The sequence below is a fragment of the Austwickia sp. genome (assembly GCA_016699675.1).
Taxonomy (GTDB): Bacteria; Actinomycetota; Actinomycetes; order Actinomycetales; family Dermatophilaceae; genus Austwickia.
This window is the reverse complement of sequence record CP064985.1, coordinates 3,397,936-3,417,607: the sequence shown is the minus strand read 5'-3', so window position 1 is coordinate 3,417,607 and position 19,672 is coordinate 3,397,936. Positions and strand designations below refer to the sequence as shown.

General features: G+C 73.0%; 12 protein-coding genes and 2 pseudogenes. 8 read left to right on the top strand and 6 right to left on the bottom strand.

Annotated features, from left to right (window positions below; genetic code table 11):
- Positions 1 to 2: 2 nt before the first annotated feature.
- The 5 genes and pseudogenes from IPK37_15620 (at position 3) to IPK37_15600 (ending at position 4,170) form a co-directional block, all read left to right on the top strand.
- Positions 3 to 1,022, top strand: coding sequence for a dihydroorotate dehydrogenase-like protein (locus IPK37_15620; GenBank protein QQS00292.1), 1,020 nt, complete (start codon positions 3 to 5; stop codon positions 1,020 to 1,022).
- 132 nt (positions 1,023 to 1,154) lie between these two features.
- Positions 1,155 to 1,427 (top strand): annotated as a pseudogene (locus IPK37_15615) (BatC protein).
- Entirely contained in the window at positions 1,427 to 2,767 is a 1,341-nt protein-coding gene (locus IPK37_15610; protein QQS00291.1) for a cupin-like domain-containing protein, read from the top strand. Before IPK37_15615 ends, IPK37_15610 begins: the two are co-directional and overlap by 1 nt.
- Before the next feature lie 5 nt (positions 2,768 to 2,772).
- Complete coding sequence (locus tag IPK37_15605; GenBank protein QQS00290.1) at positions 2,773 to 3,687, top strand: sucrase ferredoxin; 915 nt, start codon at positions 2,773 to 2,775, stop codon at positions 3,685 to 3,687.
- Positions 3,688 to 3,816: 129 nt separating this feature from the next.
- On the top strand, positions 3,817 to 4,170 hold the full coding sequence (locus IPK37_15600; GenBank protein QQS00289.1) for a hypothetical protein: 354 nt from the start codon (positions 3,817 to 3,819) through the stop codon (positions 4,168 to 4,170).
- A gap of 155 nt (positions 4,171 to 4,325) precedes the next feature.
- Here the strand turns inward: IPK37_15600 and IPK37_15595 are convergent.
- The 5 genes and pseudogenes from IPK37_15595 to rpsO form a co-directional block, all read right to left on the bottom strand.
- Positions 4,326 to 5,812, bottom strand: a pseudogene (locus tag IPK37_15595) (amino acid permease).
- Between the two features lie 46 nt (positions 5,813 to 5,858).
- Positions 5,859 to 6,686: a glycerophosphodiester phosphodiesterase gene (locus IPK37_15590; protein QQS02931.1), complete on the bottom strand. Its 828-nt coding sequence runs from the start codon at positions 6,684 to 6,686 to the stop codon at positions 5,859 to 5,861.
- A 79-nt stretch (positions 6,687 to 6,765) separates the two neighbouring features.
- Positions 6,766 to 10,371, bottom strand: a complete 3,606-nt coding sequence (locus tag IPK37_15585; protein ID QQS00288.1) for an ABC transporter ATP-binding protein — start codon at positions 10,369 to 10,371, stop codon at positions 6,766 to 6,768.
- A 186-nt stretch (positions 10,372 to 10,557) separates the two neighbouring features.
- Positions 10,558 to 13,212, bottom strand: coding sequence for a polyribonucleotide nucleotidyltransferase (locus IPK37_15580; protein QQS00287.1), 2,655 nt, complete (start codon positions 13,210 to 13,212; stop codon positions 10,558 to 10,560).
- A 282-nt stretch (positions 13,213 to 13,494) separates the two neighbouring features.
- Positions 13,495 to 13,764, bottom strand: coding sequence for a 30S ribosomal protein S15 (gene rpsO, locus IPK37_15575; GenBank protein QQS00286.1), 270 nt, complete (start codon positions 13,762 to 13,764; stop codon positions 13,495 to 13,497).
- A 319-nt stretch (positions 13,765 to 14,083) separates the two neighbouring features.
- Between rpsO and IPK37_15570 the strand changes: the two genes are divergently transcribed.
- Positions 14,084 to 14,995 (top strand): hypothetical protein, encoded by a 912-nt coding sequence (locus IPK37_15570; protein QQS00285.1) that lies wholly within the window; start codon positions 14,084 to 14,086, stop codon positions 14,993 to 14,995.
- A 23-nt stretch (positions 14,996 to 15,018) separates the two neighbouring features.
- On the opposite strand, the gene IPK37_15565 is transcribed toward IPK37_15570, so the two are convergent.
- Entirely contained in the window at positions 15,019 to 15,795 is a 777-nt protein-coding gene (locus IPK37_15565; protein QQS00284.1) for a WHG domain-containing protein, read from the bottom strand.
- Between the two features lie 183 nt (positions 15,796 to 15,978).
- On the opposite strand from IPK37_15565, the gene IPK37_15560 reads away from it, so the two are divergent.
- Together IPK37_15560 and lanKC are read left to right on the top strand one after the other, a co-directional pair.
- The gene (locus IPK37_15560) at positions 15,979 to 16,572 is read left to right on the top strand and encodes an NADH-quinone oxidoreductase subunit B (protein ID QQS00283.1); all 594 of its coding nucleotides are present in this window, start codon (positions 15,979 to 15,981) and stop codon (positions 16,570 to 16,572) included.
- Positions 16,573 to 16,888: 316 nt separating this feature from the next.
- Positions 16,889 to 19,603 carry a class III lanthionine synthetase LanKC gene (gene lanKC / locus IPK37_15555; GenBank protein ID QQS00282.1) on the top strand — a complete coding sequence of 905 codons (2,715 nt, stop codon included), beginning with the start codon at positions 16,889 to 16,891 and terminating at the stop codon, positions 19,601 to 19,603.
- Positions 19,604 to 19,672 lie beyond the last annotated feature (69 nt).

Here is a 19,672-nt window from a genome sequence, read left to right as displayed (position 1 = left end):
CGGTGGTCGATCTCGCCACGCAATATCTGGGCCTGTCGCTGCGCAACCCTGTGGTCGCCTCAGCGGGGCCCCTCTCGCAGACGGTCGACGGGGTCCGCCGGCTCGCCGACGGTGGCGTCGGGGCGGTGGTGCTCTATTCGCTGTTCGAGGAGCAGCTCCGACACGAGGCCGCGCGGGACATCTACCTGGAGGAGATCCATGAGGAGTCGTTCGCGGAGTCGCTGACGTACTTCCCCACCGTGCCGAGCAACGACTCCGGACTCTCCGACAACTACCTGCGCTTGCTGGAGCAAGCGGCCGAAGCGGTCGACGTGCCCGTGCTCGGCTCGATCAACGGCTCGACGCTCGGCAGTTGGGCGGAGTTCGCGCGGCAGATGCAGGACGCGGGCGCGGCGGCGATCGAGCTCAACGTCTACCTGGTGCCCGGCGACGTCACCGTCGACGGGATGGTCATCGAGCGGCGCCATCTGGACATCCTGGGCCTCGTGAAGGAGGCCGTGTCGATTCCGGTGGCGATGAAGCTGAGCCCCTACTTCAGCTCGTTCGGCTCCATGGCGATGCGCCTGGACGAGGCCGGCGCCGACGGCCTGGTGCTGTTCAACCGGTGGATCCAGCCGAAGATCGACGTCGAGGCCATCGCGGTGGACTCGGGAGTCGAGCTGTCCGCGCCGGCGGAATCGCGGCTGCCGCAGACCTGGATCGCGGCGCTGCACGGCCGGGTCCGCGCGAGCCTGGCCGGGACGACGGGCGTCGAGACGCCCGATGACGTGGTGCGCTACCTGCTGGCCGGCGCGGACGTCGTGATGACGACTTCCGCCCTCGTGCGGCACGGCGAGGACTACGCCGGGCAGCTCGTCGCGGGCCTGTCCCAGTGGTTGGAACGCAAGGGATTCGCCTCCGTTGCGGACGTGCGCGGCCTGCTGGCCGTGCCCACGGCGGTCGACACCAGCGGCTACGGGCGGGCGGGCTACGTGTCCGCGCTGGAGAAGGCCAAGAGCACCTACGGACGCATCGACGTGTGAACCCTCGTTCCTGTTGCGGCGGGCTGCGGGGACCGCAACGATGGCGGGCACAACCCGGCGACATGACAGCACGGCGAAAGGACGGTCGACATGACGGATGCAGGCGAGGACCAGGTCTTGGGCCCCATGGGTGACGGCGGCGCGGACGGCGGGGCCGACATGGGCGCCGTGCGTGGCCCCGAGGGCGACGGTGGCGCGGACAAGGGCGCTGACGGCGGAGCTGACGGGGGCGCGGACAAGGGTGCCGACGGCGGTGCCGATGGTGGCGCGGACAAGGGTGCCGACGGCGGAGCTGATAGCGGCGCCGATGGTGGCGCGGACAAGGGCGCCGACGGCGGCGCCGATGGTGGAGCCGACAAGGGTGCCGACGGCGGCGCCCACGGCGGCGCGGGAACGCCCGCCTGATGACGCGCGGCCGGGACTCCGGCCCGCGGTCTGCAGCACCGCTCGAACGACTGCTCGCGCCTCGGCGCGAGCAGTTCGTTCGTGAGCACTGGGGTCGTACGCCGCTCCTGGTCCCCGCCGCGGACCGGGCCGCCTGCCTGCCGGGCACGCACGCCGCCGACGACTTCGCCGACCTCTTCTCCCCCGCCGCCGTCGACGAGCTGATCAGCCGCCGCGGACTGCGGACCCCATTCCTGCGGCTGGCCCAGGCCGGCCGGACCCTCGGCGAGCGGGAATTCACCACGGGCGGTGGCGTCGGGGCGGGGATCGACGATCAGCTGGACGAGGACGCCATACGGCGTCGCTTCGCCGCGGGCGCCACCATCGTCCTGCAGGCGCTGCACCGCACCTGGCCACCCCTCGCGGACTTCACCGGCGCCCTGGCGACCGAACTCGGGCACCCGGCGCAGGTCAACGCCTACGTCACGCCGCCGGGCAATCAGGGCTTCGCGGCGCACTACGACGTCCACGACGTCTTCGTGCTGCAGGTGCACGGAGGCAAGTCCTGGCGCATCCACCCGCCCGTGTGGCCGGACCCGCTGCGGGATCAGCCCTGGGAGGTCCGGCGCACCGCGGTGGCCGCGGCCGCCGCGGCCGAGCCGCTGCTCGCGACCGAGCTGCGGCCGGGGGACGTCCTCTATCTGCCGCGCGGCTATCTCCACTCCGCCACCGCCTCGGCCGACGTCTCGATTCACCTGACCGTGGGCGTCCACACCTGGACGCGCGCGCACCTCGTGGACGCGGCGCTGGACCACGTACGTCGTGCGCTCGCCGACGAACCGAGCCTGCGGGCCACCCTGGACCTCGGCGTGAACGTGGCCTCCCCCGCGGATCTGGCCCGCGACGCCGACGCCGTCCGGGCGGCCATCGCGGCCGCGCTCGAGGCGGTCACGCCGACGACCCTCGCGACGGCGCTGCACGGCCGCGCGCGGGCGGCCCAGCGGCAGGCCGCGCTGCCGGTGCTCGCCCAGGTCGCCGCCGCGGACGCGCTCGCGCCGGTCGACATCCTCGTGGCCCGGCCCGGTCTCATGGCCACCGTCGAGGAACCGAGCAATCCGGCCGATGACGGCCGCGGCACCGACGTCGTCGTACGGTCTCGAGCCGGCCGCTTCCGCGCGCCCGCGGCGGCCACGCCCGCTCTGCTCCGCCTCCTCGCCGGGGAGCCCGTCACCGTGGCGGACCTGCACCCCTCGGACGGCGCCGCCGCCCTGGCGATCGCGCGCACGCTCATGGTGGAGGGGGTGGCGGCGCTCGGCCCGTCCCTCGCCTCCCAGGCCGCCGCGACAGGGGGCGTGGGGTGATGACGATGAGCTGCTCGGACGCGGCGCGAGCCCGGGGGGATGCGCTGGTCGGTACGGCGCCGCCGGCGCGTCGCTGGCTGCTCATCGAGCAACACCAGGGCTGGGGCCGCGTCGCCCTGGACTCGTTGGACGCGCCCGGCGTGGATCGCGCCGCCCTGGCGCGCGCGCTGGACGACACGGGGGCGCGGCTCCAACTGATCCGCCAGCCGGCCGTGCGGGGGGCGGCGCGTGCGGGCGCGAGCGCGCGCCGGTGGGCCGTCGTGAGCACCGACCCGCACCCGGGCCAGCGGTGGGGGACGCTCGCGGACGGCTGGGACGCGATCCGCGACGCGCTCACCCCAACCGCGTCCCCAAGCCCGCGCGACGACACCCCCGTCCTGCTCGTGTGCACGAACGGCCGGCACGACGCGTGCTGCGCGGTCCGTGGCCGACCCGTCGCCGCGGCGCTGGCCGAGGCCTACCCGGGGCGGGTCTGGGAAACCACGCACACCGGCGGCGACCGATTCGCCGCGAACCTCGTCGTGCTCCCGGACGGGGCCTGCTATGGGGCGCTCGATCCCGACACGGCGGTCGGCGTCGTGGCCGCGCACCTGCGGGGCGAGCCCGCCCGTGCACATCTGCGCGGGATCACCGGCCGGTCTCCCCAGGACCAGGCGACCCTGCTGGCCGTCGCCGGACGCCTGGGCGTGGTGCCGTGGGACCGCGTGCGGCTCCAGGTCCGACCGCAACCCGGCGCCGCCGGACGGGCCACCGGTTGGCGACGCGAGGTGCTCCTGGACGGCGTACCGGTCCTCCTCGTGCACGGACACCACGCGATCCAACCGGCCGAGTTCTTGACCTGCGCGGCCCGCGCACCCAGCCGCGCGACCGTGCCCATGGTGGACGACGTGCAGGGCTACCCGACGCCGCTGGGCGATTGACCGGGCGGGGCGGTGGGTAGGAACCGCCCATGAGCATCGACCTCACCACCCAAGAGCGCGACACGATCCGCACCGCAGCCTTCGGCTCGCTGACCCTCGTCAGCAAGGCCGACCCCCGGCTTCTTCGCCATGTTCAAGGAGTCCGTGGCGGGCAGCCGGGCGCTCGCCGAGGCGCCCCAGGAGATCAAGGAGGTGTTCGGCTCGGGCGGGCTGCCGCCGGTGCCGAAGGCTGGTTCCGACCAGGAGCTCGAGGCGACCATCCTGGCCGACGTCGCGGCGGCCGTCGACATCCTCGGCGCCAAGGCCCCGGCCCAGCTCCAGGGCTTCAAGGACGTGCTACTGACCGCGTGCGACCAGGTGGCCCAGGCCTCCAGCGGCGTCGACCCGGCAGAGCAGCAGGTCATCGACAAGATCCGGGCAGCTCTCGGCGGTGGCTCAACGGGCACCGGCGCGGCCCCGACGGACGGCGCCCTCGGGCAGTAGCGGCAGCGAGGCGCCCCGCCATCGTGCGGGGGGCTCAGGAAGCGGGCGCCACCGGCCCGACGCACAGTGCATCCGCGCCGGGCCGGCGGGGGCGCCCCGCGCTCCGATCGGTGTGCCGTGGGGCCTCCGGCCCCCTCAGCACCCCGATCGGAGCGTTAAGAGGCCAGGCGCGCGTTGCGCCTGCCCCACCCGAAGTACACGACGAACCCCACCGCCATCCACACCACGAACCGGATCCAGGTGGCCAGGGACAGGTTGGTCATCAGGTAGGCGCACGCGAGGACCGAGATCGCCGGCACCACCGGGGACAGCGGCACCCGGAACGGGCGGTTCAGGTCGGGCCGAGTCCGGCGCAGTACCGGCACGGCCACGCTGACCACCACGAACGCGAACAGCGTCCCGATCGAGACCATGTCCGCGAGGTCGCGCAGCGGAACGAACCCGCCGAGCAGCATGACGAACGCGGCCGTGGCGATGGTCATCCGCGACGGGGTGCCCCACCGGGGGTGCAGCCGGCCGATCCAGCGGGGCAACAGGCCGTCGCGGCCCATCGCGAACCCGATGCGGCCCATCCCGACCATGTCGACCAGGATCACCGAGGTCAGCCCGCACACGGCCGCGATCGAGATGAGCACGCCCGCCCAGCCGATCCCGACCTGGGAGAACGCGGCCGCGATCGGCGCGCCCTCGTCGATCTGGTCGTACGGCACCATGCCGGTGATGACGATGCAGACCCCGACGTACAGGGCCATGCACAGGAACAGCGAACCCAGGAGGCCGCGGGGCATGTCGCGGGCGGGGTTCTTGCTCTCCTCGGACATGTTTGCGACGGACTCGAAGCCGGAGTACGCGAAGAACACGACCGCCGTGGCCGTCAGCACCCCGCCGATCCCGAACTGGGTCGGGGTGATGCCGAAGGCCCACTGGGACAGGGGCTGCTCCAGCCCCGAGGTGCCCGCCTCCACCGGCCGGGACTCAGGGATGAACGGCGTCCAGTTGCTGGCCTTCACGTAGAACGCGCCCAGCGCGATGACGAACAGGCACACCGACACCTTGATCGCGACGAGGAGGTTCGTCACCCAGGCGCTCTCGCGGACCCCGACGGTCGCGACCACGCCGAGGATCGCCGCGATGAGGATGGCGCCCACGTTGATGCTCGATCCCTCACCGAACAGCGAGGACGGCAGCCACGGGAACAGGTGCAGCATGTAGCCGGACCAGCCCCGCGACACCACGGCCGCGCCTAGCGTGAACTCGAGCACCAGGTCCCAGCCGATGATCCAGGCGAAGACCTCGCCGATGGTGGCGTAGCTGTAGGTGTACGCCGAGCCGGCGGTCGGCACCGTCGAGGCCAGCTCCGCGTAGCACATGGCCGCGAGGCCGCTGACGAGGCCGGCGATGACATAGGCGATCGTGACGGCTGGGCCGGCGTGATTCTTGGCCTCGATGACGGTGAGGGTGAAGATTCCGGTCCGATGATCATCCCGACGCCGAAGCCGATCAGGTCCTTGACCCCGAGCCGCTTCTGGAAATGGCCGCTCTCGCCGGCGACGGCGTTCTCCTCGTCCTGCTGCGCGAGGATGTCCTCAATCGGCTTGGTGCGCAAGATGCCCCGCGAGCGCGGGGCTGTCGACGATGTCATGGATGCAGGTTAGGGCCACACGCGTCCGATCGGGCGTTCCGGGGCACTAGCGTGGCGGCCGGCCGTCCCTCTCGCGCAACATACCGGCCAGCACGTCGATCGCGTCGCTGACCAGGCCGTCGACGCCGAGTCCCAGCAGGTCGACCATCTCGGCGCGGTCGTTGATCGTCCACACGTGCACCTGCCGACCGATCCGGTGCGCCGCCGCGACGAATCCCGGAGTCACCACCTCCACGTCGCGCCCGAGCAGGCGTTGGTGGCGAGGCACCTGGTACGCCGCGCCGGGCGAGTGCACCCACCGGGTCAGCGCGGCGGGCGCGAACCGCAGCCACGCCGTACCGATCGGGCCGGCCGACGTCGCCACCCGCCCCCGGGCCAGGCGGCGAAACTCCCACAGCCGCCGCGGCGAGAACGAACCGACGCACACCCGGTCGTGCGCGCCGGCGGCCTCGATGGCCCGCCACAGCGCGGCCGGCGTCCCGGGGGCCTTGAGGTCGATGTTGAACACCGTCGTCGGGAATGCGGCGAACAGCTCCGCCATCGTCGGCACGGGCTCCCGTCCACCGAGCCGGGCGGCGCGGACGTCGGCGTACGACAGCTGGGCCACCGCCCCTGCGACCCCCGCGACCCGGTCGAGGCGCTCGTCGTGCAGCGCGAGCAGCACGCCGTCGGCGGTGACGTGGACGTCCGTCTCGACGTGCGTGTAGCCGAGCGCGATTGCCGCCGCGAACGCCGCCGCCGAGTTCTCGATGCCGACGTTGGGGCCGTACGCCGGGCCGCCGCGGTGCGCCAGCGCGACCGGCGCTACCCCGGGATAGCGAAGGGCGGTACGGCGCCGCGGACGCCACGAAGCAGAACGTCCACCAGCAGGCAGCCTCACCCCGCCAGGCTAGCCGGCTGAGCCGCGACTTCTATCGACGCGCGCGCCTCCCCCCAGACGGGGCGCTGGACTGCTAGGCCGCCAGGTGCCCCCATCGGTCCGCCAACGCCGGCCACGGCCCGACGTCGACGACGCGGCCCTCGACCAGGACCACCACCCGGTCCGCCTGCGCCAGCGCGGCCCGCTTCGACGTGGCCCCGATGACGGTCCCCGACCTGGACCGCAACGCCTGCCAGAGTTCGATCTCGGTGCGCGCGTCGAGCGCCGCGGAGATGTCGTCGGCCAGCAACAGCTCGGCTTTCGCCGCGAGCCCCCGGGCCAGCGCGAGTCGTTGCACCTGGCCACCCGACAACCGCACGCCGCGGTGACCGACGAGGCTGTGCGCTCCCCCCGCGGCCGCGAGGTCGGGGGCGAGTCGGGCGACGCTCACGGGCCCGTGCACGTAGCGCTCGTGGCCCAGGTGCACGTTCTCCGCGAAAGTGCCGGACAGGACCCTCGGCAGCTGCGCCACGTAGGACACCTGCCCGGGCCGCAAAAACACCTCCGCGTCGCCGACGGGAACGCCGTTCCAACGCAGGGCGCCGCGATGGTCGACGAGCCCGGCGAGCGCCCTCAGCAGGCTGGACTTGCCCGCCCCGATCTGCCCGAGCAGGAGCACGAGTTCGCCGGCCTCGACGTCCAGGTCCACGTCCTCGACGCCGATCGTCCCGTCCTCGTGGACCGCGGTGAACCCGCGCAGGGTGAGCCGCTGCAACGGCACCTGCTCCGGCCGGGACGGCGTGGGCGCCGTGCCGGCGCACAGGTCGACCCCGGCGGGGAGCGTCATGAGGTCGACGCCGCCGGCGAGCCGCGCCGTCGCGACCTGCCAGGCCCGCGTCCCCGGCGCCTCGGTGACCACGGCACCGGCCACCCGACCGAACCAGTCAAAGCCGTTCACGGCACTGACCACGAGGAGCGCCTGAGCCAGGCCCCACTGCCCGGTCAGCACCCCCGCCCAGGCGGCCACGGAGCCGGCCTGGATCATGACGGTCGGCACGCCGTCGAGCAGCGCCTGAACCCGATGCTCCCGCACTGCGGCCGCCACCCGGCCGGCATCCACCGTCCCGAGCCTGTCCCGCGCCGCGCCGGTGCGGTCGGCCAGCTTGACCGTGCGCGCCGACTCCAACACCGACACCAGCACGCGCCCGAAGGTCGCCCGCGCCGTGGAGGCCTTGGCGGCCGAGCGGCCCGCCACGCCGCGGCCGACGGCCGAGGCGCCCGCCGAGACCGCCATGATCGTCGCGAGCACGGCACCGGCCACCCAGGTGCCGGCCGCGAGGCCCGTGATCAGCGCGATCGCGAACCCGTTGACGGCGTCCACCCAGCGGTCGGCGTACCGGGCGTAGCGGTCGGAGTCCAACGCGCGGGCCACCACCTCCCCGGGCGGCGTCCGGTCCAGGCGCCGCTGAGCGGTCTGGCCCACCAGCACGGCCATCCGCACGCGCAGCAGGACCTCGATCCACCAGCGTGGGTATCGCAGGATCGCGAACGCGAGCAGCACCGGACTGATCACCACGCTGAGCACGTAGGCCAGCAGCCACCCCCACGGCCGCTCGCCGGCGCTCACGGCGGCCACACTCTGTCCCCACATGAGCCCGGTGATGGGCCCCTGCGCGCCGGTCACGGAGTACAGCAGGAACGCCCCGACCGGCAGCTGCCCCCACGCGGGCCGCACGGCGAGCATGCTCAGCACCCCCCGGGCCAGGGATGGGCCATCCCCGGGCTCGGGTCGCGGGACGGGGTCCCCGCGCCGCCGTACCACCCCGATGCCCTCCCCCGCCGGTCTCACCGGCCCCACCGGCCCAGCGTGGGCGCGGGAACCGGCCGGACCCGTGGCCGCGGCACCCGGGCCGCGCATCCCCTCCGTGGCCGCTGACGCGAGGGACGCCGTGGCCGACGTGGAGGGCACCGACGCCGACGCGGCGAGCAGGTCGGCGAAGGGGCCGGGCCGCTCGGCCAGCTCGACGCGCGGGCCCGCCTGCACGAGTTGACCATCGGCGAGCACCGCGACCAGGTCGGCCCGGGCCGTGGTGGCCAGGCGGTGCGCGATCAGGATGCCGGTCCGCCCGCACACGAGCCGGTCGGCCGCCGCGACGACCCGCGCCTCCGTGACCGGGTCCATGCGCGCGGTGGCCTCGTCGAGCACCACCACGCCGACGTCGGCCAACAGCAGCCGGGCGAACGCCACCAACTGCTCCTCCCCGGCCGACAGCGGATGGCCACCGGGCCCGATGGGCGTGTCCAGCCCGCCCGCGAACCCGGCCACCCAGTCGGTCAGCCCGAGGTCGGCGACGACCTCGTCGAGCCGGCGGCGCGGTACGTCGGCGTACAGCGTGATGTTGTCCGCGAGGCTCCCCGCGACGATCTCGGTGCGCTGGGTCACGACCCCGACGCTGCGGCGCAGGCTGGACAGGTCCACCGCCAGCACGTCGATCCCGCCGAGGTGGACCTGACCGGGACCCGGTTCGACGGCGCGCGAGAGCAAGGCCGCCAGCGTCGTCTTGCCCGACCCGGTCCGGCCGACGAGCGCCAGGGTGCGCCCGGCCGGGACGACCAGGCTGATCCCGCGCAGCGCGAAGGTGCCCTGCGGGTAGCCGAACCGCACGTCGCGAAACTCCAGCTCCAGCGGGCCGCTCGGGAGGGTTAGCCCGCCGACGGGTTCGGGCTCGACGGCCAGCATGGCCCGGATTCGTAGCACCGCGCCCAGCCCGGCCTGCAGGTCCGGCCACTGGTCGGCCACTCTGGCGAGGTGACTCACGAGCGTGCTGGTCACGAGCACCAGCGTGACGAGCTGGGCCACCGTCAGGCCCTGCCGTAGGGCCAGCAGGGCGGCGCCGCCCGCCACGACCGCCAACACGCCGTGCAACAGCAGGCCGGCGCGCAGGGACAGGACGCTCTCGAGTCGGAGCACGTCGAGCAGCCGCCGGTGCACGGTGGCGGACAGCGTCGCCAACCGCTGCACTGCGAAGGCCTGACCCAGGCTGGTCCGCAGGTCGTCGCGGCCCGCGATGCCCTCCTCCAGGAGCGCGGCGTGGTCGGTCCAGGCAGCCTCCTCGACGGCCTTGCGGTGCGCGATCTCCGGGAGCAGCGGACGGACGAGGCGCACGGCCAGCGCCGCGGCCAGCGGGATGAGCACGGCCCCTGGCCACCACGTCAGGGCGGCGACGGCCAGGATCGGCAGCGTCATCACCAGGGCGCGCAGCACGGTCCACGCCTGGATGCGCAGCAGCGAGCCCACCTCACGGGTGTCGTCGTCGACCCGGTCGAGCACCTCCCCCACGGCCTGCTCCGCCAGCACGGGCAGTGGCTGGGCTAGCGCGGTGTCGAGCAGGTCCGCCCGCAGCCGACCCTCCGCCCGGTCCACGACCCCGGCCCACAGGAAGCGACCCAGCGTGTCCAGGGCCGCCCCGCCGATCACGCAAGCGGCCAACACCAGGAGCAGGCCCGAGGTCACGCCCTCCGCGAGTTGTCCCGCGACCAGGGCGCCCGCGGCCGTGCCGACGGAGCCCAGGGCGAGGGCCGCGATCGCGGCGGCCGCGGGGACGCCCTGCAGACGACGCCAGGAGACGTCCCGCGGCGCCGCGGCGCCGACCGGAGGTGCGTTCGCGGGGGGTGCGGGCGGTACGTCGAGGAGGCTCACAATCGTCAAATCTAGGAACGCGGCCCCCAGGTGCTCCACCGGTTTTTGGGCCGGCACTCCGGACGCCGACGGCCGGCGCCGCGCCAGGCGGTGCGGACGCCGACGGCCCGGCACCGCACAAGGCGGTGCCGGGCCGTCGGGTGGGCCACTGACCGGAACGCCCGGTCGGGGCCCTGCGAACTTCGGTCAGGCCTCCTCGGACGTCGCGCTGACGCCCTGGTCGGCGTCGGCGGAGGAGACCAGCGCGTCCGACTCGGGGGTACCCTCTCCGTGCTCGACCCCCTCGCCGCCGTTGTCGCGCTCGGCGCCGTTGTCCTGGTCGCCGCCGTGGTCGCGGCGCGGCCGCCGACGCCGGCTGCGCGAGCGCCGCTCGCCGCCCTCGTCGGCGTCGCCGGGACCGTCGCCGTTGCCGGCATCGTGGCTCTCCGGCGCGGAGCCCTCGGCGTCGTCCCGGCGGGGTCGCCGGTCGCCGCGCTCGGGCCGGTCACCACGATCGCCCCGGTCGCCACGCTCGGGCCGGTCGCCGCGACCGCCGCGGTCACCCCGGTCGCCGCGCTCGGGACGGTCGCCGCGGGGTCCGCGACGCTCGCCTTCGTCGGCGGCGGCCGCATCGGCCGCCGCCTGCTGCTCCTCGGTGAGGACCGCACCGAGCGACAGCTTGCCGCGCGGGTCGACCTCCTTGAGCTCGACCTGGACCTTCTGCCCGATCGAGAGGACGTCGTCCACGGAGTCGATCCGCTTACCGCCGACCAGCTTGCGCACCTCGGAGATGTGCAGCAGGCCGTCCTTGCCGGGCAGCAGCGAGACGAACGCGCCGAAGGTCGTCGTCTTGACCACGGTGCCGAGGAAGCGCTCGCCGATCTCCGGCATCGTCGGGTTGGCGATGGCGTTGATCGCGTTGCGCGCGGCCTCGGCCGACGGGCCGTCGGTGGCGCCGATGTAGACCGTGCCGTCGTCCTCGATGGAGATGTCGGCGCCGGTGTCCTCCTGGATCTGGTTGATCATCTTGCCCTTCGGGCCGATGACCTCGCCGATCTTGTCGACCGGCACCTTCACCGAGATGACGCGAGGAGCGAAGGGGCTCATCTCGTCGGGGGCGTCGATGGCCTCGTTCATCACGTCGAGGATGTAGAGCCGCGCGTCGCGGGCCTGCGTCAGCGCCCCGGCCAGGACGGAGGCGGGGATGCCGTCGAGCTTGGTGTCCAGCTGGATCGCGGTGACGAACTCCCGCGTGCCCGCCACCTTGAAGTCCATGTCGCCGAACGCGTCCTCGGCACCCAGGATGTCGGTCAACGCGGCGTACTGCGTCTCCCCATCGATCTGAGCCGAGACGAGGCCCATCGCGATGCCCGCGACCGGCGCGCGCAGCGGCACGCCCGCGTTGAGTAGCGACAGCGTGGAGGCGCAGACCGACCCCATCGAGGTCGAGCCGTTGGAGCCGAGCGCCTCGGAGACCTGCCGGATCGCGTACGGGAACTCCTCGCGCGTCGGCAGCACCGGCATTAGCGCCCGCTCCGCGAGCGCGCCGTGGCCGATCTCGCGGCGCTTGGGCGAACCCACGCGGCCGGTCTCACCGGTCGAGTACGGCGGGAAGTTGTAGTTGTGCATGTAGCGCTTGCGCGTCACCGGCGACAGGGTGTCCAGCTGCTGCTCCATGCGGAGCATGTTCAACGTGGTCACGCCCATGATCTGGGTCTCGCCGCGCTCGAAGATCGCCGAGCCGTGCACCCGCGGGAGCACCTCGACCTCGGCGCCGAGCGCCCGGATGTCGGCCAGGCCGCGCCCGTCGATGCGCACCTTGTCGCGCAGGATCCGCTCCCGGACGAGCTTCTTCTGGACGGCGCGGTACGCCGCCGAGATCTCCTTCTCGCGGCCCTGGAAGGACTTGCCCTCGCCGGCCAGGTCGGCCTTGAGGATCTCCTTAGCCTCGTCGAGCTTGGCCTCCCGGTCCTGCTTGCCGGCGATCGCGAGCAGCTCGCGCAGCTTGTCGGAGGCCGCCGCCTCGACGGCGTCGTACGCGTCCGGCTGGTAGTCCAGGAAGACCGGGAACTCCTGCACCTCTTTCGCGGCGGTGCTGGCGAGCTCCTCCTGCGCGCGGCACAGGGTCGCGATCGGCTTCTTGGCGGCCTCCAGACCGGAGGCCACGACCTCCTCGGTCGGCGCCTGCTTGCCCTCGTTCTTGACGAGGTGCCACGTCGAATCCGTGGCCTCGGCCTCGACCATCATGATCGCGACGTCGTCGTCGGCCGGACCGTCGCCGTGCCGGACGATCCGCCCCGCGACCACCATGTCGAAGGTCGAGCGCTCGATGTCGCTGAAGTTCGGGAACGCCACCCACGTGCCGTCGATGAGGCTCAACCGCACGCCGCCGACCGGGCCCGAGAAGGGCAGGCCGGAGATCTGGGTGGAGGCCGACGCGGCGTTGATGGCCAGCACGTCGTACTGGTGGTCCGGGTTCAGGCTCAGCACCGTGATGACGACCTGAACCTCGTTGCGCAGCCCCTTCTTGAAGGTCGGGCGCAGCGGCCGGTCGATCAGCCGACAGGTGAGGATCGCGTCCGTGGACGGACGGCCCTCCCGCCGGAAGAAGCTGCCGGGGATCTTGCCCGCGGCGTACATCCGCTCCTCGACGTCCACCGTCAGCGGGAAGAAGTCGAACTGGTCCTTGGGGTGTTTGCTCGCCGTCGTGGTCGACAGCAAGGTGGTGTCGTCATCCAGGTACGCCGTCACGGCGCCTGCCGCCTGCTTGGCGAGACGTCCGGTCTCGAACCGGATCGTGCGGGTGCCGAAGCTGCCGTTGTCGATGACGGCCTCGGCGAAAGTGATCTCTGGACCCTCCATGCGATGGGGCCCTCCTCTTCTCTCAATTCGTGCGATGCATCGTCGTTGTGCACCGGCTTGTCGTCGTACTCAGGGGCGCGAAGCCGCCGCCGGGATGAACCGGTCAGCGACCGGGTCGCCCCCGTCCTGCCTACACGCCGTACGGCGTGGCACCGTGCCGACCCGCCGCGCTCGGTCCGCGACCGCACCGGCGGTGGGGTGACGAACCGGGACGGCGGGACCGGCCGAATGCGAAAGGAGCGGTCCCCGTCGTGCGGGAACCGCTCCCAGTCGTCGGCAACGTCACCGACGAAGACCCAGGCGCTTGATCAGCGAGCGGTAGCGCTCGATGTCGGTCGCCTCCAGATAACGCAGCATCCGCTTGCGGCGCCCGACCAGCAGCAGCAGGCCACGCCGGCTGTGGTGATCGTGCTTGTGCTCGCGAGAGTGCTCGGTGAGGTCCTTGATGCGCTGCGTGAGCATCGCGATCTGCACCTCGGGGGAGCCGGTGTCGCCGTCCTTGGTGGCGTACTCGGCCATGATCTTGGTCTTCGTGGCAGCATCCAAAGGCATGTAGGCGACTCCTAGGCTCGTTGCGCGGTGCCCGGCGGTGACTCCACCGAGCGCTCTCGATCCGCGGCCGATCGACGGCAAGAGCCAAGGCTACCAGCGTGATCACGGCCCTCCTAATCCACCCGGGCCCGCCGGCAGGCGCGCGCGAATGCATGCAAGACGGATCGAGGCCCTGGTCAACGCGTTGGACCTGACGCACACTAGACCCATCGGCGACTCGGACGGGCGTTCAGGGGGTCCGTCGGAGTCGCCGACGGGGGACGCCGATCGGCCGCTATCGTGGTGCGGCGCGAGGGGGAATCGAGGGGGACTACCGACGGTGCAGACACTGACGAGGCTTGCTGCTGTGCTCACGGTGGGCATGGCCACCGTCGCGCTGACCGGTTGTTCCGGCTCGGTGGTGTTCCCGACCCACGGCACGATGCCGGCGACGCTGGAGCAGGCCTACGACGAGGTCAAGGACAAGGACCAGAACAGCGCGGTGCTCACCGGCCCCACCCGCGCCTACCTGTCCGGCTTCGAGGCCGCCGCGGCCCGACCGAGCGTGCCGACCAGGCCCGCGGAGCCGCGTCCGTCGGCGCTGGCCAGCGAACGGTTCACCCTCGCCGACCTGGCCATGACGACACGGCCGGCCGACGCGACGGCCTGCCCCCTCATCGCCGCGCAGGTGGGCGGCGGCCAGGCGCACTGTGCGAACAAGGGCGACAGCTCCCTCGCCGACGACCTGCCGGCCGGGGTACCCGCCGGCTCCTACGTCGTCGGCAAGGCCTTCGGCGACGGCCGCATGATCCTGCTCAACCAGCCGGGCGAGGGCGGCGGCATGTGGGACGCCGCCATGCACGAACGCGGGCACCTCTTCGCGGCCTGGCTCTGCGGGCGCGCCGACTGCCTCAACGCCAAGCTGACGGCCCGCGGCTACAAGGACTCCGCCAGCTATCTCGGCAGCCTCACCGAGGGCTTCGCCCAGTCGTGGGCGCAGTGCCACGGCGCCCGGATGCGGCCGGACTACGTCGTCATCACCTGCTCCGACGTCACGGCCGTGGTCGCCGCCGCCCAGGACGAGAAGGCCGCGGCCAAGAAGGACTACGAGGCGGCGAAGAAGTCGTACGACGAGTCGCTGGTCGGCTACCAGCAGAAGATGCGCGAGTACGACGAGCGCTGTCACCAGGTCGACGTCCTGCAGCGCTTCGGCGACGCGGTGAAGGCACAGGCGTCGGCCACCTCCTCCTGACCGACGGGGAGGCTTCGTCGCGCTCAGGTCTCGCCGCGTCCTAGCTCCGCCTCGAGCAACGCGCGCAAACGTGGCAGCGCCGGGTCGACGTACTGCTGGGTGAACCCCGTCACGGCCTCCTCGAACAGTGCCCCCGTGGCGACCAGCGCCGGCGGGATCTGGTCGGTGACCTCCATCGTGACCAGGCCGACGATGCGGGCCCAGGACACGTATTGCAGCCACCATCCGCCCAGGCTGAAGTCGGGGAAACGGGGGTCGCCGCCCCACATCTTGTGCTGCTGTTTCATGGCGTGCTGAGCGCGCGGGCTCAGGGTCTCGAACGCCGGCGGCGGCGGGAGCGCGCCATCCGCCCTGGCCGCCTCGACCAGCGCCATGAAATAGCCGCCGAACGCGACCGGACCCGGAAAGTCGGCGAGGTCCTCCGGCTGCTGCGCACCGAGCCCGAGCCCGCTGCCGCCGGAGGCGAAGAGCAGCTGGTACTCCGCACGATGGCTCAGGCCCCATCGGCGAAAGGCCACCAGGCCGGCGATGACCTTGCCGTACGGGTCCGCATAGCGGGTCCCCGCCTCGACGACGACCGCCATGACCTCCTCGTAGACCAGGTTTCCCACCAGGCGCTGCAGGTGCTCCAGGCTGTCGACGTAGCGGTACAGGGCCGAGGGCGCCATCCCCATTTCCGCGGCGATGGCCCGCAGCGAGATGGCCTCGCCCTTGGCCAGGGCGTCGCGCGCCGTACCCACGATCTCGGCGTACGTCGCCTGCCGCAGCCGCTCGCGCCGCGTCGTCTCGCCCTTGCGCACGATGCCACCTCCGACCATTCGCGCTCTTCCGCGACGAGTGTCCCATTCGATACGGTGGGCCTTATCGAGAACGTTGTTCTCGACTAGTACGTCATTCTCATCACGCGCCGCCGCGGCCACCCCCGTCGCCGGCCCCCGGGGGTCACCACCCGGGGTCAGTGCCGGGCGATCACAGGAGGAGACATGACCCACGGACCGCTGGACCAGGCCGACCGGTCAGGCTTCGTCACGGCGAGGCTCGCGCAGGTCGTGAACGAACTGCAGGTGCGCTCGCTCTGGCCCGCCGGGATGGGATTGGCGTGCTGCGCCATCGAATTCATGATGGGCGGGGCGCCCGATTACGACTTCAGCCGGTTCGGGATGGAGGTCTACCGGGCGACGCCGCGACAGGCCGACCTGATGGTGGTCTCCGGGCGGCTGTCGCAGAAGATGGCCCCGGTGCTGCGGACCTGCTACGACCAGATGGCCGAGCCCCGGTGGGTGATCGCGATGGGGGCGTGCGCGAGCTCAGGCGGGATGTTCAATAACTACGCGATCGTGCAGGGCATCGATCACGTCGTTCCGGTGGACGTGTACCTGCCGGGCTGCCCGCCCCGTCCGGAGATGCTGATCGACTCCTACCTGAAGCTGCACGAGCTGATTCGCCGCAGCGCTCCGTTCGGCGCCGACCGCGACCGCATCCGCCGTGAGGTCGAGGCCGCGGCGCTCGCCGCCGTACCGCTGGCCGATCTGCCGCTGGCCGCCCGCCTGGCGGCGCATCGCGACCTGGTGGCCTGACCCAGCGCGGCCGTCCGCCGACCGACGCGTGGGCGCCGCCCGGCACGTAGGGTCTGGCTCCTGGCTACCTCGGGCACCAGCCGCTCGCCTGGCCCACCCCCATCCACCCCTGCCATCGCGCAGATCACGGCCGACGGCCGGTGTCGCCCGATGAGGCCCAGTCGCGCCACCCGTTTCGCGCCGTTCGCCGCCCGCCACGGGAACCGCAGACCGGCCGCCGACGTATCAGCAGCCCCCTCCAGCCCTCTCACTGGGCAACGACAAACCATCCGCTGGCGCCGCCGGCGGGACCGGAGGGGTGAGCACCATGTGTCCAGTGGGCTGGGAGTACGCAACCCGGATCGACGCCGAGTCGCCGTTCTACACCGACGCCCCCCGCGCCGACGGCGTGCCCCACCCGGTCAGCGCGACGGCCGTCGCCGACGCCCCGGACGACGCGACGCAGGACACCGACCCCCAGGATGAGCCCCTGCAACACCGCGACCCGCCGGCGGGCTGGGTGCGCAGCCGCAGCGGCAGCTGGGAGGGCTGGAGCCCGGCACAGTGGCCGATCCGCTTGCAGGGCTGGAAGATTCACGTCTCGGCGACCCTCGACAACGCCGTGTCGGTGCTCGATCGCGTCACCGCGATCGCCCTGCCGGCGCAGGTCGCGTTCAAGTTCCTGCCCACCCGCGCCGCGTTGTGGACGGCCAACGCCAAGCACGCCGACCGCGCCTCGGCGGGCAAGTTCGTCACGATCTACCCCCGCGACGACGCCCAGCTCGCCCAGCTCCTGGCCGCGTTGCAGGAGGCGCTCGACGGCTTCGCCGGCCCCTACATCCTCAGCGACCTGCGGGTCGGGACCGCGCCGGTGTTCGTCCGGTACGGCGGGATCTACCCCCTGTCCTACCGGAATAGCGACGATGCCGCCGTCGCGGCGGTCGTCACGGGGGCGGCCCTGACGCTCACCGAGGACGTCCGCCAGCCGACCTTCACCATTCCGCCGGGGGTAAGCCTGCCCGACTGCCTGGCCGAGGCGTGGCGGCGGCAGCGGCAAGACGTCGCCAGCCCCCTGGACCGCTACGCCACCATCCAGTCCCTCGGGTTCTCCAACGCGGGCGGGGTCTACCTGGCCACCCTGCCCGACGGCACCCGGCACGTGCTGCGCGAGGCCCGTCCCCACGCCGGCCTCGACGCCCGCGGACGCACCGCGATCGACCGTCAACTCGCCGAGGAGGCCGTCCTGTCGGACCTGCGGGGCTGTCCCGGCGTCCAGCAGCTCATCGGCGCCTTCACCGCCTGGGAGCATCGCTTCCTCGTCTTGGACTACCTGCCCGGCGATCCGCTCGTGGCGTGGGCCGCGGCCCACTACCCCCTGCACTACGTCGGCCGCCCCGACGATCCGGAGCGGATTGCGGACTATCGGCGCACGGCCCATGGGATCGTCGCGCAGCTCACCGCCATCGTGGAGCGGGTCCACGCCGCCGGGTGGTGCATCGGCGACTTGCACCCGGGCAACGTGCTGGTCGACGACGAGGGGCGCGTCGGGCTGCTCGACCTGGAGGACGCGAGCCCCATCGATGAGCCGCGCCGGATCGGGATGCGGGTGATCGAGTACTGCGCCCCGGACGGATTCTCGGCCCGGGAGGCGGACTGGTACGCCGTCGCCCGCGTCGCCATGAACCTCTACGTGACGGGCTGGCCCGTCGAGGTGATCTGCCCGAAATCCTGGGACCGCCACCTCGAGCTGGTCCGCGACCGGATGGGTGCGGAGGCCGCGACGCAGATCGCCGCGCTGACCGAAAGGGCCGGCGCGGGGTCAACGCCTTCTCACCATGCGCTCAGCCCGCGCATCGTCGCCGAGCCCGCGCCGCGGGAGGCGCCCCGGATCGCCGAGGTCGTGACCGGGCTGGCGGCCTTCATCGACTGGTCGGCGCAGTACACCCAGGCCGGCGGCTACCCGGGCGACCCGGTGCTCGGCGGCCGACTCCCCTGGTTCACCTTCGAGGCCGGCCTGGCCGGCGTCGTCTTCGCGCGCGCCCGCATCGGCCACCCGCTCGGCTCGGCGGTCGTCGACCGGCTGGAGACCGTCGCCAGCATGCTCCTGAGCGACGGCCCCATTGACCTGTACCAGGGCCTGTCCGGTGTCGCGCTCGCGCTCCTGGAGGCGGGCCGCGGCGAGCGGGCCGCGGCCATCGCCGCAGCCTGCCTGGGCCGGATCGAGGAGATCCGCCGCCGGGACCTGGCGCGCGGCCGGGCCGGCGTCCTGCTCACCGCCCTGGAGGTCGCCGTCGCCACCGGCGACGCCGCGCTGCAGACCGCCGCGCTGCGCGCCTACCGTCGCTTCGAGGTCGATCATCCGCCGGTGCGCGCGTCGCGCGCCGGAATGTCGTACGGCGAGAGCGGGCTCGCCCTGCTCGACCTCATGGTGGCCCACCACGTCGGCGACGACCGGGCGTTGCGCCTGGCGGTCCAGCGGATCCGCCGGGACGCCGAACAGTGCGAGGCAACGCCCGAGGGCCCCTGGCTGGTCACCGACGAGGCAGGCGGACGGCTGCTGCCGTACCTGGAATGGGGCTCCGCCGGAGTCCTGGCCATCGCCGGGGTGGCGCAAGCCTGCACCGGCGAGCGGGTGCTAGAGCCGGCCCTGGTCGAGGGCATCGGGCACGCCTGTGCCTCGCGCATGTACGTCTACGACGGCTTCCACCACGGCCGGGCGGGCATCCTCGCGGCGCTGTTGGCCGCCGGTGAACCGGGAGTGGCGGCGGCACAGTTTCAGGCCGGGCATCTCGCGGCCAACCTGCCGCGGATCGCCGGCAACCCGTGCGTCGTCGGCGACGGCCTGATCCGGCTCTCGGCCGACCTGGCCACCGGCGCGGCCGGCGTGGCCCTGGTTCTGCACTGCTACGCGGCGGGCGAGCCGTTCGGCTGGCTGCCGATCGCCCAGTCCAGCGCGCTGGCCCTCGCTGGCCGGGCCCCCGAGCGGCCGGCTCCGGCGTGGAACCGGATCGAGGATCCGGCGAGAACCTCGGCGGTCGGGGCCGTCGCCTGAGGCGACGCGATCCCTCGACCACCACAACCCCTAGACCCCGTCCGGACACCGCACCGGTGCCCGGGCGAG